16 protein-coding genes are annotated in these 12,786 nt (G+C 33.0%); 4 read left to right on the top strand and 12 right to left on the bottom strand.

The window, feature by feature from the left end; all coding sequences use genetic code 11:
• Positions 1-248: 248 nt before the first annotated feature.
• The 3 genes from QWY92_RS05100 to QWY92_RS05090 all read right to left on the bottom strand — a co-directional run bounded on the left by QWY92_RS05100 (position 249) and on the right by QWY92_RS05090 (position 2,785).
• The gene (locus QWY92_RS05100) at positions 249-842 is read right to left on the bottom strand and encodes a T9SS type A sorting domain-containing protein (protein ID WP_290269015.1); all 594 of its coding nucleotides are present in this window, start codon (positions 840-842) and stop codon (positions 249-251) included.
• A gap of 380 nt (positions 843-1,222) precedes the next feature.
• Positions 1,223-1,816: a hypothetical protein gene (locus QWY92_RS05095; RefSeq protein WP_290269013.1), complete on the bottom strand. Its 594-nt coding sequence runs from the start codon at positions 1,814-1,816 to the stop codon at positions 1,223-1,225.
• Positions 1,817-2,188: 372 nt separating this feature from the next.
• Complete coding sequence (locus QWY92_RS05090) at positions 2,189-2,785, bottom strand: hypothetical protein (protein ID WP_290269011.1); 597 nt, start codon at positions 2,783-2,785, stop codon at positions 2,189-2,191.
• 203 nt (positions 2,786-2,988) lie between these two features.
• On the opposite strand from QWY92_RS05090, the gene QWY92_RS05085 reads away from it, so the two are divergent.
• Positions 2,989-3,861, top strand: a complete 873-nt coding sequence (locus QWY92_RS05085) for an AraC family transcriptional regulator (protein ID WP_290269010.1) — start codon at positions 2,989-2,991, stop codon at positions 3,859-3,861.
• 57 nt (positions 3,862-3,918) lie between these two features.
• On the opposite strand, the gene QWY92_RS05080 is transcribed toward QWY92_RS05085, so the two are convergent.
• The 7 genes from QWY92_RS05080 to QWY92_RS05050 all read right to left on the bottom strand — a co-directional run bounded on the left by QWY92_RS05080 (position 3,919) and on the right by QWY92_RS05050 (position 8,918).
• Positions 3,919-4,575, bottom strand: coding sequence for an HD domain-containing protein (locus QWY92_RS05080; RefSeq protein ID WP_290269008.1), 657 nt, complete (start codon positions 4,573-4,575; stop codon positions 3,919-3,921).
• A 111-nt stretch (positions 4,576-4,686) separates the two neighbouring features.
• Positions 4,687-5,181, bottom strand: a complete 495-nt coding sequence (locus QWY92_RS05075) for a hypothetical protein (RefSeq protein ID WP_290269007.1) — start codon at positions 5,179-5,181, stop codon at positions 4,687-4,689.
• A 28-nt stretch (positions 5,182-5,209) separates the two neighbouring features.
• Positions 5,210-6,130, bottom strand: coding sequence for an AraC family transcriptional regulator (locus QWY92_RS05070; RefSeq protein WP_290269006.1), 921 nt, complete (start codon positions 6,128-6,130; stop codon positions 5,210-5,212).
• A gap of 95 nt (positions 6,131-6,225) precedes the next feature.
• On the bottom strand, positions 6,226-7,224 hold the full coding sequence (locus tag QWY92_RS05065) for an acyl-ACP desaturase (protein ID WP_290269005.1): 999 nt from the start codon (positions 7,222-7,224) through the stop codon (positions 6,226-6,228).
• Between the two features lie 11 nt (positions 7,225-7,235).
• Positions 7,236-7,973, bottom strand: a complete 738-nt coding sequence (locus QWY92_RS05060) for a lysophospholipid acyltransferase family protein (RefSeq protein WP_290269002.1) — start codon at positions 7,971-7,973, stop codon at positions 7,236-7,238.
• 27 nt (positions 7,974-8,000) lie between these two features.
• Complete coding sequence (locus QWY92_RS05055; protein ID WP_290268999.1) at positions 8,001-8,396, bottom strand: hypothetical protein; 396 nt, start codon at positions 8,394-8,396, stop codon at positions 8,001-8,003.
• Between the two features lie 111 nt (positions 8,397-8,507).
• On the bottom strand, positions 8,508-8,918 hold the full coding sequence (locus QWY92_RS05050; RefSeq protein ID WP_290268997.1) for a BrxA/BrxB family bacilliredoxin: 411 nt from the start codon (positions 8,916-8,918) through the stop codon (positions 8,508-8,510).
• A 295-nt stretch (positions 8,919-9,213) separates the two neighbouring features.
• Here QWY92_RS05050 and QWY92_RS05045 point away from each other — a divergent pair, with 295 nt between their 5' ends.
• The 3 genes from QWY92_RS05045 to QWY92_RS20415 all read left to right on the top strand — a co-directional run bounded on the left by QWY92_RS05045 (position 9,214) and on the right by QWY92_RS20415 (position 10,547).
• A complete protein-coding gene (locus tag QWY92_RS05045) occupies positions 9,214-9,990 on the top strand; it encodes a TerB family tellurite resistance protein (RefSeq protein ID WP_290268994.1) in 777 nt (258 codons plus the stop codon).
• A 104-nt stretch (positions 9,991-10,094) separates the two neighbouring features.
• Entirely contained in the window at positions 10,095-10,352 is a 258-nt protein-coding gene (locus QWY92_RS20420; RefSeq protein WP_336622087.1) for a hypothetical protein, read from the top strand.
• A 45-nt stretch (positions 10,353-10,397) separates the two neighbouring features.
• Positions 10,398-10,547, top strand: a complete 150-nt coding sequence (locus QWY92_RS20415) for a hypothetical protein (RefSeq protein ID WP_336622086.1) — start codon at positions 10,398-10,400, stop codon at positions 10,545-10,547.
• An 86-nt stretch (positions 10,548-10,633) separates the two neighbouring features.
• Here the strand turns inward: QWY92_RS20415 and QWY92_RS05035 are convergent, their stop codons facing one another.
• Positions 10,634-10,867: a hypothetical protein gene (locus tag QWY92_RS05035; RefSeq protein ID WP_290268992.1), complete on the bottom strand. Its 234-nt coding sequence runs from the start codon at positions 10,865-10,867 to the stop codon at positions 10,634-10,636.
• A 179-nt stretch (positions 10,868-11,046) separates the two neighbouring features.
• Positions 11,047-12,678 (bottom strand): sialate O-acetylesterase, encoded by a 1,632-nt coding sequence (locus QWY92_RS05030; RefSeq protein WP_290268990.1) that lies wholly within the window; start codon positions 12,676-12,678, stop codon positions 11,047-11,049.
• Positions 12,679-12,786 lie beyond the last annotated feature (108 nt).

The following is a 12,786-nucleotide window of genomic DNA, read 5'->3' as shown; positions in this document are numbered from 1 at the left end:
TTAGGTTAATTAATTTACCATAAATGGGGGGTAATTAAGTATAGATATGGCAAATGTTATATGGAGATGAATAGACCGTTTTGAAATTAAAATAATGAGGAAGTATTAAATTTTTGGACTTTAAGTGTATTTGGTTTTGTTGAAAAAAGGGATTATAAAAAAGAGATAATCCATCTGGTTTTTCATTTCAATATAAAGCAAAAAAAGTGAGCTATTATAGCTCACTTTTCAACAAATTGGTTAGTTAGTTATTTGTTAATGTACTCTATGTATTCGTGATTATCTGAGTTGAAGACAATTTTGTAACTCCCTTTTTCAAGTTTGTATGCTTTTTTTATGGTTTGTGTGTTTTCAATTTTATCCGAATGAAGTAATTCAAAGTCACCGTTATAATTGGCATAGATACTAATATCTAAAGCTTCAAAGTTTGGAGCCAATTTTGAGATTAAAATAAAATCGCCTTGTTCTTTAATATAAGGTTTGAAAACAGTGATTTCTTCAGTTTTGTTAAAAACAACGTTGTTATCTTTTACTGTAAACGGAATAGTTTTAACTTCTAGATCTTTATCAACTTCGAAAAAATAATCACCATTTGGTAAGGCAGTTAAATCGAATCCTTTTTTATAAGTTCCAGTTTCAGAAATAGATTCTTTATAAAGAATATTTCCGTTTAAGTCTTTTATAGATAGTAAGTTTCCTTCTTTAACATTGCTAATAATTAATGCCGTTTTGATAACTCCTTTATCTGCGATTGGATCTTTTTCAATAGCATGACCTAATGAGGCAGTGAACAAGGTTACTGCAAATAGGATTTTTTTCGAGTGTTTAATTACGTTTTTCATAGCTTGGGTATTTTAATGTTTGATAGGTCAAAAATACAACCGATTACCAAGGTGTAAAACATTGATTTTAATGAGTTTATGTGCTATTTTACCTATGTAAAAGGTGTCGATTAATCTACCATAAATAGTAGGTAATTACCTATATGTTTGATGAGGGTTTGTTTTTGAAATATCCAGGTAAATTAGTTTTTAATTGATCTTTTTTTTGAACGACTATATTTTGATAGGTATTTATTAAATAGAAAAATGCTTCGAGTATACTGGAACATTTTTTTGGAGAATTTTTTTTAAACCTAGAGGTGCGTGTCGTTCAGTTTAGGGCAAAAAAAAGTGGGCCACCACAGCCCACTATCAACTAAACTAAACTAAATAGACATTAACTAGTTGTTAATGAATTTTGTGTATTCTTTGTTATTACTATGTAATACTATTTTATAACTTCCTTTTTCAAGTTGGTATGCTTTTTCAATCGCTTGTGTGTTTTCAACTTTATCAGAATGAATTAATTGAAACTCTCCATCATAGTTAGCGTAAATGCTAATATCCAAAGTTTCATAATTTGGAGCCAGTTGTGTGATGTAAACAAGATTGTTTTGTTTTTTTACAAAAGGTTTAAATTCTGTTACTTCTTTAGTTTTGTTAAAAACTACATTATTGTTACTCACTGTAAAAGGAATGGTTTTAATTTGAAGGTCTTTATCAACTTCAAAAACATATTCGCCATCAGGTAAAGCTGTTAAGTCAAATCCTTTTCTGTAAGTTCCAGATTTAGAAATTAATTCTTTGTATAAAGTAATTCCATGTACATCTTTAATAGATAGTAAATTTCCTTCTTTAACATTGTTAATAGTTAAGGCAGTTTTAACAAGACCTTTCTTTTCAATCGCTATTTTTTCGTTTGCGTTACTTATTAATGCAGTTAACATGGTTACTGTTAATAAGGTTTTTTTTGCGTACTTTAATATATTTCTCATAATATGGTTTTCTCATTGTTTGATGGGGCAAAAATACAACCGCTTAACCAAAGTCAATGTATTGATTTTAATGCATTTGTATGCTATTTTAACCATTTGTTCTGGTTGAGGTAAAATAGCATATTTTATAGTTAAATGTGCTTATTATGATGCTATTACTGGTGTTGAAATGATGTATCTGAATATAGAAAAATCGGTAAACGGTAATAGTATTTATCTATGTAATAGGAGGAAAAAAGAAGTAGTAATATTATGGTGAAAAAAGTGACGTTTAAAAAAAAGGATGGTCGGTTCTAGTTCAAATTAAAGCAAAAAAAAGTGGGCCACCACAGCCCACTTTACCAACTAAACTAAACTAAATAAGACATTAAACTAATTATTAATGAATTTTGTATACTCTTGATTTTCAGAGTTAATTTTTATTTTATAATTTCCTTTTTCAAGCTTGAACGTTTTTTCTATAATTTGAGCATTTTCAGTTTTATCCGAATGTAATAACTCATAACTACCATTTACGTCTGCGTAAATTTCAATTTCCAATGGTGAAGCATTCAGAGATAATTGTGAGATGAAAAGAAAATTGTTTTCCATTCTAACAGTTGGTTTAAAAACCGTTACTTCTGCTGCTTTATTAAAAACAACCTCATTACTAATTACTGTAAAAGGTATAATTTTAATTTCAACATCTTTATTTATTTCAAAAACATAATCGCCATTTGGCAATGCGGTTAAATCAAATCCTTTATTATAGGTTCCAGATGCTTCAATAAACTCTTTATATAAAGTAGTGCCGTAGTTATCTTTAATAGATAAAACATTCCCTTCTTTAACATTGTTAATGGTTAATGCGGTTTTAACAACATCTCTTTTATCGAAGATGTTATTGTTAGTTCCGGCATTGGCTAATAAACCAGCACATAAAGTGGCAGTTAATACAATTTTTTTTGAGATGATAATAGCGTCTTTCATGATTTGGGCATTTAATGATGAATTACTCTGCAAAGATACAGGAGCATTACGCTTTAGAAAACATCAATTTTGACCACTTTATGTGCTAAATTATCTGTTAACGGAATGTTAACCTCGTGTTAAGTTAAAATAACACAGATTAAAGGTAAATAAATATATAATGTATGCATAATATATCGTAATTTTGCAGCAAATTGCTCTCTATGATTATTAAAAAACCTACATTAGAAAAGATTAGCCCTAGTTTTGGTAGCTCTATTTTGGTTAGGCAACACGGCGAAAGTGCGGATAAAAGCAAGGCTTTTTGGCATTTTCACCCCGAATTGGAACTTGTTTATGTAAACAAAGGACAAGGGAAAACACACATTGGAAATCACTTATCTTACTTTAATAATAGTCAACTTATTTTAATTGGTGCTAATTTACCACATAATGGGTTTACCGATAGGCTTACGGCTAACGGAACAGAAACTACGGTACAGTTTGCATCTAATTTTTTAGGTGACGATTTTTTAACAGTGCCAGAAATGGCCAATATTGTTGCTTTGTTTGAGCGCGCCAAGAAAGGCATCCGTTTTCAAATAGATACTAAAAAGAAAATTGGACTTAAAATTGAAAAACTTCTAGAACATGACGGTTTAAAGCGCATGATTAAGTTTTTAGAAATTTTGAATCACTTATCTAAGACAGATGATTATACCTTATTAAATGCCGACGGAATTGCTTTAGAAACCAATCCACAGGACAGTGATAAGATTAATACCATATATAAATATATCAATGCCAATTTTAACGAGCATATTGCTTTAGATGATATTGCCAACGAGGTAAGTATGACGGTTCCGGCGTTTTGTCGTTACTTTAAAAAAACCACAGGAAAAACATTTACGCAATTGGTAAACGAATATAGAGTTGTGCACGCCACGAAGCTTTTAAATGAAAGCCAAATGAGTATTGCCGATGTTTGTTTTGAATGTGGATTTAATAACTTTTCGCATTTCAATAAGCAGTTTAATGAAATTACCGGGAAAAGCGCATCGCAATACCGAAAAGAAATTAAACATATAATTCAATAGTAAAAATCATTTTAATCTGTCGTATTTTAAAGTGCGATAGATTAAAAAATGATTTATTTACGCTTCTCCTTCCCATTCTTTATAAAACTGGTCTAAAAAGCCTTGCATATAAATGTGCCTTTGGTTAGCAATTTGTTTGCCTGTTTCCGTATTCATTCTATCTTTTAAAAGCAGGAGCTTCTCGTAAAAATGATTTATTGTTGGTGCAGTGGATGTCTTATATTCTGCTTTGCTCATGTTGAGATTTGGCTTAATTTCAGGATCATAAAGTGCTCTATCTTTAAAGCCACCGTAATTGAAACAACGTGCAATACCAATTGCTCCAATAGCATCTAGTCTGTCGGCATCTTGCACAACTTTTAATTCTGGTGAAGTAAACTTTTGTTCTGTGTTTCCGCCTTTAAAAGAGATGTTTTCAATTATTTTAACCACGTGATCAATAACCTTTGGATCAACGTTTATTTTTAATAGAAACTCACGAGCCACTTTTGGGCCAACCGTTTCATCGCCATTGTTAAATTTGCTATCTGCAATATCATGGAGTAGGGCACCTAAAGCTACAATAAACCCATCTACTTGTTCTGTTTTTGAAATTAAAAGCGCATTTTTATAAACCCGTTCTATATGAAACCAATCGTGGCCACCTTCAGCATTTTTAAGTTCTTTTTTTACAAAGACGATGGTTTGTTTAATATGGTTTTCTTGATTGGTCATTTGTAACTATATGTTGTTAATTTGGTGGTGTGAGATGTAAGATTCGAGCAAAGTTTTTTTTGTTTAAAGCAAGAGCTTTGTTGTAAAGTTGTTAGGTCAAAAAAAAACATATTAAAATTTACTTTTTTTCCTCTCCTGACGATTCCAATAGGTTAATCTCTTAAATGCTTTTATTAATCTATATACTTCTGATAAATTTTTTTTAGGAAAATACAAATTAGTAGTCGAAAAAAAAAACTGTTGATTAGAATCGAAATCTGTTTGCAGAACAGAATCACCGAAGGTATAAATTGTTACGTAATTAAATTCGAACTTATCATCATTCCAATGACCAATATCATAACCAAACTCTATGTTACCTACATTGGATATTTTATTTAGATTCGTTTCAAATGATGATGTTGGAGTAATTGTAATTAATTTATTTTCTTCAATTTTTGTTTGATAATATTCACTACTCTCATGTTTCATAAGGTTAAAGTAAATAGTATTTTCTTTTATAAATTCAAGACATTCTTCTCGTGTAGCAGTACTTTCTTGTGAATGAGTTTTTTGAATGAAGTAAAAACTAGATAGTATAAAAGATATAGTGATTATTTTTTTCATTAACATTATTAAGTTTTTATTAAATGGCTTAAACAATAGGTATGTGAAAGTCAACAACAGCTAATCCTTCAGGATGTTGGCGCATATCGTTTTGGTATATTTCAAACGGAGCACCTTCGGCTTTTTTATAACCATTATCGTGCATCCAAATATAAAGGCTATTCCACGATTTTTCAAAATCTTCAATAGGTATTTCAAAATGACCTACAATATATTTTCCTGGTGTTGTACTGGTTTTCTGAATATCAGCATCAACTAAAAAATCCTTTTCAGTTAAAACACCAATACTCATACGTACTTTATCGGGAGTGGTAATTTTAAAGCTATCATGAAATAGGCGGACTAATTTTGTTTCCGGATCTTGCATTAAACCTTGTGGAATGGCCCATTTTATAATGCGTTCAAAAGCATTTTCAATATTATTAACACCAATATGTGTTACGCTGGCTAAATGTAATTCAGGAAGTGTTTTAATTTCTATTGTGGCATACATAGTAACCCAATTTAAATGATTATTGATGTTACAAATGTACTGTTCTGTATTGCTTTTCTCTTGACCATTCTTGCTTTCAATTGTACTTATCTTGCTAAATTTATGCGGATGATTTGTTCTAAATACTGAAGGGCTAACGGCATAAAATTTCTTAAAAGCTCTACTGAAACTGGAGTTGCTACTAAAGCCACTTTGCATAGCAATTTCGGTAACCGTCAAATCTTTTTTATGAATTAAAGCGGCTGCGGCTTGTTCTAAACGTTTCCGGTTAATGTAACTGTTTAGAGTTTCGCCAATAATAATTTTAAAAATACGATGAAAATGAAAAGGCGAAAACGAAGCCACTTCCGAGATGCTTTCTAAAGATAATACATTAGAATTTAAATGTGTATCAATAAAAGATAACGCTAGGTTTACACGTTTTATATAATCTTTATCTTGGTTAAATAACGTCATAATATATAAAAACCTCTAAAAAACGGAATTCATTTTTCAGAGGTTCATAAAATTTTATTCGTTTTTGTTCGGTTTAATTTTTAACCTAAACCAAACTATTTAATAATTGCTGGTTGCACCCATTTAAACTCAAACGAGTTTTCTGGAACTTTCATACGTTCTGCAACGCGAGTCATTCTAGAAGGTAATTTCATTAGGTAATCTCTAGCTTTTTCAGCTTCATCATTAAGGTTGGTTATTTTATCAATCTCCCAACGCTTAATTAGTTTATCTAAAATATCAATATAATCCATAGAAGTATAAACCCCAATACGTTGTGCTGTATTAGAAAACTCTTCGAATGCCGAACCAATTTTACCGCCAGTTTCACGTAAAAAGTGAGCAGGCATCGTGATTTTTTGTTTCATCATGTAATGAAACGCCATCATCATTTGGTTAGGATCTACTTCAAAAATACGTTCAACAAATTCCGAGTAAGCATGGTGGTGTCTCATTTCATCACCAGCGATAATTTTACACATTTTAGCCAAACGCTTGTTGCCCATGTCTTTAGCCATTTTAGCCACACGGTTGTGCGATACGTAGGTTGCTAACTCTTGGAAACTTGTGTAAACAAAGTTTTTATAAGGATCTCTATCGGTTCCAATATCAAAACCATCGGCAATTAAATGCTGAGTGGTAACTTCAATTTCGCGCATATTTACACGCCCCGAAAGGTAAAGGTATTTATTAAGTACATCGCCATGGCGATTTTCTTCAGCAGTCCATTGGCTAACCCATTTGGCCCAACCATTTTTACCATTAACTTGATCTACACCTTCCACATCCATCAACCACGATTCGTACGTTGGTAGCGCTTCTTCAGTAATCATATCACCTACTAAAACCACCCAGAAATCGTAAGGTAGCTCTTTTGCTAACTCTCTAATTTCTCTAACATCTTCAAAAAAGTCTTCATTGTTACCTTCCGAATTTGGTAAAAAATCTGTTGGTTGCCATATTTTTTCAATCGGAATTAAATATTTTTCCACTAAAGTGTCAATATCCTTTTCCAAGAATTTCATTACTTCAAATCTCTTATTTTTTAAGGCCATGATGTTTGTGTTTAAAGTGTTATATGTTCGGTAATAGTGGTCTCTATTTGGTTAATTAGGTCGTGTCTATTAGCAAAGGTACTAACTTTTATAGGCTTATGCACGGTAAATTTTATATGTGTGCCCAAACCCATAGGAAATTTGCCATAACGCAGTGTTTTCCAGGAGTTATTTATAGTAATGGGTACAATTAAAGCCGAAGGCATTTTTTTAATTAAAATTTCTAAACCTTTTGTTTGAAAAGGCTTTGGTGTACCATCAATACTGCGGGTACCTTCAGGGAAAATAACGGCCGCACGTTTGGTTTTTTCAATATACTCACCAAATTTCATAATGGCAGGCAGGGCTTGTCTTGGATTTTTTCTATCGATTAAAACCGAACCACCATGACGTAAATTGTAAGACACACTCGGAATCCCTTTTCCTAATTCTATTTTACTAATAAATTTAGGATGATGCTTGCGCATATACCACATAAGTGGAGATATATCGTACATACTCTGGTGATTAGACACCACAATAATGGGCTGATCGGTAGGGATATCATAAGGATTATCAAAACTAAAACGCGTACCTAAAATATTTAAACAGCGCATGAGGCAAAATTGCAGCGCATCTACTGTTTTTTTTAGTCCATGATATCCAAAAACTCGATGACCAATAGCTTGTATAGGGTGAAATATGACAATGGTGAGCAAAAACGCCAAGGCATAAATTAAGGTAATCGGATATGAGATTAATTTTAGCATGCTCCAAAAATAAGTAAAAACTTAGTCTTAAAAAACAGCCACGCACTTGTTATTTTCGCAAATTATTTCGCTTGGTGGGTTTGGTGTAGAACAATTTGATGAAATATTCCATTTTGTATTAAAATCAGCTTCAGCTTGGTTATAGTTTTCTACCATAGTTTTTAGGCTTTCTACGTCAATAGATGTAGAATACACTAAATAGCCTTGAGGGCCTCCACAAGCTTTACTGCCATAGGCGATAAACTCGCAATTATAAGTGTCATCACAAACCGAAGTATTTATAAGAGCATCGATTTCAGTTTTTAATTCAGATAATTTTAAACGATCACCATCAATAGTGTCATCATCATCTTCCTTGCGCCCAAAAGCCATAAACAGCATACTTAACAATAACAAGGCAGGCAACAAAATCGATTTTCTCATAAAATAATGTTTTACTTTATAGATGCAAAAGGCAATAAATGGTTGCGTATACACATAAAAAAAACCACGAAAAATCGTGGTTTAATTTATATTCTAATCAAGTTTTAACGCTTAGCAATTTGCATTGTAAGCATCCACAAGGTTTTCAGCAATTAACTCAGCCGGACGTCCTTCAATGTGGTGACGTTCTAGCATGTGTACCAATTCGCCATCCTTAAACAAAGCCATACAAGGCGAGCTTGGAGGAAAAGGAACCATGTAGCCACGAGCCGCATCTACAGCTGCTTTATCAACACCAGCAAAAACCGTAGTAATATGGTCTGGGCGTTTTGCATTTTGTAAACTCATTCTCGCACCTGGGCGCGCATTCGCAGCGGCACAACCACAAACCGAATTCACAACCACAAGCGTAGTTCCTGGTTTTGCAATAGCCGCATCCACCGCCTCGGCAGTTTGTAATTCCTCAAAACCAACGTTGGTTAAATCCTCACGCATCGGTTTTACTAATTCTGCTGGATACATATCTTTAAATTTTTTATTATATAATTAATACTTATGCAAAGTTAATCAAAAATCGTGCGAAATAAGACAACTCTCACCTTTAAGTCGGTGATGCACCCTAAAACCTGACAAAATTTCTGCTTTATTTTCTTGGGCGTTTCCCTGCGGGTCAGGCTTTTCGCTACAAGTCCTCGCACCTCCTACGTCGGGCTGTGGGCTATCCGCTACAATCCTTAACGCAAACCTCCGCTAATGTAACAAAACACCTAAAAAGTCAACTAACAATAGTATATTTGAAGCAGAAAAAAAATAACACATGAGTTTTACAAAATGGATAGGCGCCTCTTTAGGTTGGTCTTTCGGTGGGCCAATAGGTGCCATAATAGGTTTAGCCTTAGGAAGTGTAGTAGATGCACTTTCCGACGGGAAAAAAAGTCCCTTTCTAAATCAAGGGCAACCACAACAAGGTCGCACCACGTATGGCGGCCGAACACAACAACGCCCGCAAACCCAATCGGGCGATTTCGAAGTCAGTTTGCTTATCTTGTCGTCCATCGTGATCAAAGCCGATGGTAAGCAGGATCAACGCGAACTCGATTTTGTACGTCAGCAATTTGTAAATATGTATGGTAAAGAACGTGCAAATAATGCGTTTGCACTCTTTAAAAACATCAATAAGCAAAACAATATTTCAACCCGTCAAGTGTGTTTGCAAATCAGGCAAATGATGGATCATCCGTCGCGTTTGCAACTTATGCACTTTCTATTTGGTATCGCTAAAGCCGACGGTATGGTAACCGAAGATGAAGTGAGCCAAATTAATACCATTGCCAGCTATTTAGGTATCAGTTCGCGCGATTACGAAAGTATAAAAGCGATGTTTTACAACAGTAGCGACAATGCTTACAAAGTGCTCGAAATTACTAAAGATGCTGAGGTAAGCGATATTAAAAAAGCGTATCGTAATATGGCTAAAAAATATCACCCAGATAAGGTTATTCATTTAGGTAAAGAACACCAGCAAGGTGCTGAAGAAAAGTTCAGACAAGTACAAGCGGCCTACGAACAGATACAAAAAGAACGAGGATTCTAGGTGTTAAAAGTCTTGGTTTTTTATCTTTTTTAGGGTGCAAATGTTTGGTTCTGAGTTTGATAAGTGATAACTTTAATGCGTTAAACTTTTAAAGCTATTTGAAAATGAAAAACATGTTCGATTCGGCAGACACGGAAAGTGTTGTTGCTAGAATAAACAAACTAAATACCGAAGCGAAACCTTTATGGGGTAAAATGAGTGTTGATCAAATGTTGGCGCACTGTAATGTAACTTACGAAATGGTTTACGATAATATACACCCTAGACCGAATGCTTTTAAACGTTGGATGCTTAAAACGGTTGTAAAGCCTATAGTAGTTAGCGATAAGCCTTATAAAAAGAATAGCCGAACAGCTCCCTAATTTTTAATCACCGATGCTAAAAATTTCGACTTAGAGAAAAAACGATTGGTAGATTTTATTAATCAGACGCAACAATTAGGTGCAAATCATTTTGATAATAAAGCGTCGCATTCTTTTGGGGATTTGACTAAAAAGGAATGGAATACCATGTTTTATAAGCATCTAGACCACCATTTAAATCAATTTGGTATGTAATAAACAATAAAAAAAACCAACTGTAACAAGCCGTTACAGTTGGTTTTTAAATTTTTTATAAGACTATAAAAAGCAGTATTTATTACTTATTTTGTTTTGTAAGTCTTAGTTTCATTGCCTTTTCCGAAAACCATAACAAGGTTTTCTTCTTTGTCCGTGTAAACAGCTTCTAATTTCCAACCTTCACTTTTAGATGCTTCAATAAGACATTTACGAACATCAGGATTTAAAAGGTTTAAATTAGGGTTTACAGTATCTGCATTTACGTTTACAGAAAATAAAAGCATTGCTGCTACACTTAATAGTAATAGTTTTTTCATTTGGAGAGTAATTGATTGATTTTTAACTTAAGATTAAGTTACTAAAATACAACATATTATATTTATTCTCTAAAAATAATAGTTGATTGCTCTTTATTAACGTTAAAATTAACCTTTACACCATTATTATATGAAATTTTGTAAATTTATTTTGAGTAGCTATTATCTTTTAAAACGAGTTATTTTTTTAAAATTAATTTCGAAATCATTTCATTTTCACTTGTTATAGACATAATGTAAGCACCGCTAACTAAATTAGAAGTATTGACTGTGGCTGATGTGTTATGGATTTCTTGTTTTTTTAGAAGTTTACCGGTAATGCTATATAAGTTAATTTCATTCATTATAAATTGACTGCTTATTAACATGTTGTCATTTACGGGGTTGGTGTATGATACTTTAAATTGGTCTAGTTTGTTGTTTTGGGTATTACTGCCTAGAGTTGAAGAGGTGTTAATATAGCTTACTACTAAGTAAGATGCGGTTGATGGTGTTGCGCTGTCTTCTTTAGTAATAAATTTTAATTGTGCCGTACCATCATTTGATGTAGATTGTAAACCTAAAGCAACGGTAGTTGTGCCTAAGGCATATTGGTCTTTAATATAATCTGTTATGTCTGCTCCACGCTGGCGTAGGCCTTCGATATAAAAATTAGAATTACCAGAACTAATTAGGTTTGTGAAATTGGGAGCATTGTTAAAAGTGACTGTGCTTTCGGTCCAGTTGGTATCAATGTTGTAAAAATTAATATTCATAGCTTCTTTGTCGTCGCTACTGTCACTATCCGTAAGATCTGCATTAATAATTAAAGTAGTGTCTATTATTAATCGGTCTGTTGTGCTTGTTATAGAACTAATATCAAATTTAACCAAGCCTCTTCGGGTGTTATTTCCAATAGGGCTTGTTTCTTTTATACGTATATATTCGCTATCTATGGTTTGTTGTACGATATCTGCGCTTGTTCCTCCGCGCACAAAAGCATCTTCACTAATAGGAACAATTTCGTTTTGTACATAGGGAAAACCATATATCATTTCTAAAATTTTTGCAGCATAACGGTAGCCTAAAACACGTTGCGAGTTAGAAATAAAATGTGTTCTGTCTGAAGTACTTAATCCATCGGTTGTTACATAATCTGTATAAGGGATATAGTTGCTTACATTTAAAGGGTCGGTGATTGTTTTTATATTGGCATTAAATGTATCGTTGTCGGTTCTTTGTTTACTAATTTGTCCTACAATTACGGGTAGATTAGGGATGCCTAAATCTGTTCTTAAACTTGTAATTAAACTTTCTAGCGTATCTAAATAATCTGAATCATTTCTACTCGCTTCACCTTGGTGCCATAATATACCTTTAAGGGTTGATCCTCCTAAAGCTAGGGCTTCATTTATCCTTGTTATTGCAGCTTCATAATAACCAGCACCTGTGGTTGGTAACCACGAGTCAATGCTAGTACCTCCAATAGCGTTTACTACTAAGCCTATTTGATTTTCAGAAACAGCACTTACTGTTTTTCCAAATGTATAAGAAAAATTTAATCCTTGGTCTTGTGCTTCTTTTTGTACGGTAGAATACCTATTCATTCCGCCATCTGCAGCACTTGTGTTTATAGCTGTTTCCCAACTTGTGCCATTATATAAATCTACACCGTTTAGCGGAGCCATATCTTGGGCTTCTATAGCGCCACGTCCTGCGGCATTAGATTGTCCGATAACTAGGTAAACATCCCGTTGAGCAAATGCATAGACTTGCGTTAGAAATAAACAAATGATGAATAGTGTTTTTAATAAAGAGTATTTTTGTTTCATAAATGTAGAGCTATATAGTTTTTCTGTAGGAAAACAAATATAGAGCGATTAGAGGTAAAACACGTTTTTTTATCGATAAAATGTATAAATGAAATTATAGGTAAGAAA

The organism is Algibacter miyuki, assembly GCF_030409805.1.
Taxonomy (GTDB): Bacteria; Bacteroidota; Bacteroidia; order Flavobacteriales; family Flavobacteriaceae; genus Algibacter; species Algibacter miyuki.
This window is presented reverse-complemented; position numbering and strand designations above follow the sequence as displayed.

Excerpts from the sequence above, each read along its gene's own strand:
- QWY92_RS05045 (WP_290268994.1), top strand. The coding sequence starts at position 9,214 with ATGAGTTTTACAAAATGGATAGGCGCCTCTTTAGGTTGGTCTTTCGGT.
- QWY92_RS05070 (WP_290269006.1), bottom strand. The coding sequence starts at position 6,130 with ATGACGTTATTTAACCAAGATAAAGATTATATAAAACGTGTAAACCTA.
- QWY92_RS05055 (WP_290268999.1), bottom strand. The coding sequence starts at position 8,396 with ATGAGAAAATCGATTTTGTTGCCTGCCTTGTTATTGTTAAGTATGCTG.
- QWY92_RS20420 (WP_336622087.1), top strand. The coding sequence starts at position 10,095 with ATGAAAAACATGTTCGATTCGGCAGACACGGAAAGTGTTGTTGCTAGA.
- QWY92_RS05085 (WP_290269010.1), top strand. The coding sequence starts at position 2,989 with ATGATTATTAAAAAACCTACATTAGAAAAGATTAGCCCTAGTTTTGGT.
- QWY92_RS05095 (WP_290269013.1), bottom strand. The coding sequence starts at position 1,816 with ATGAGAAATATATTAAAGTACGCAAAAAAAACCTTATTAACAGTAACC.
- QWY92_RS05050 (WP_290268997.1), bottom strand. The coding sequence starts at position 8,918 with ATGTATCCAGCAGAATTAGTAAAACCGATGCGTGAGGATTTAACCAAC.
- QWY92_RS05080 (WP_290269008.1), bottom strand. The coding sequence starts at position 4,575 with ATGACCAATCAAGAAAACCATATTAAACAAACCATCGTCTTTGTAAAA.
- QWY92_RS05075 (WP_290269007.1), bottom strand. The coding sequence starts at position 5,181 with ATGAAAAAAATAATCACTATATCTTTTATACTATCTAGTTTTTACTTC.
- QWY92_RS05060 (WP_290269002.1), bottom strand. The coding sequence starts at position 7,973 with ATGCTAAAATTAATCTCATATCCGATTACCTTAATTTATGCCTTGGCG.
- QWY92_RS05065 (WP_290269005.1), bottom strand. The coding sequence starts at position 7,224 with ATGGCCTTAAAAAATAAGAGATTTGAAGTAATGAAATTCTTGGAAAAG.
- QWY92_RS05030 (WP_290268990.1), bottom strand. The coding sequence starts at position 12,678 with ATGAAACAAAAATACTCTTTATTAAAAACACTATTCATCATTTGTTTA.
- QWY92_RS05090 (WP_290269011.1), bottom strand. The coding sequence starts at position 2,785 with ATGAAAGACGCTATTATCATCTCAAAAAAAATTGTATTAACTGCCACT.
- QWY92_RS05035 (WP_290268992.1), bottom strand. The coding sequence starts at position 10,867 with ATGAAAAAACTATTACTATTAAGTGTAGCAGCAATGCTTTTATTTTCT.
- QWY92_RS05100 (WP_290269015.1), bottom strand. The coding sequence starts at position 842 with ATGAAAAACGTAATTAAACACTCGAAAAAAATCCTATTTGCAGTAACC.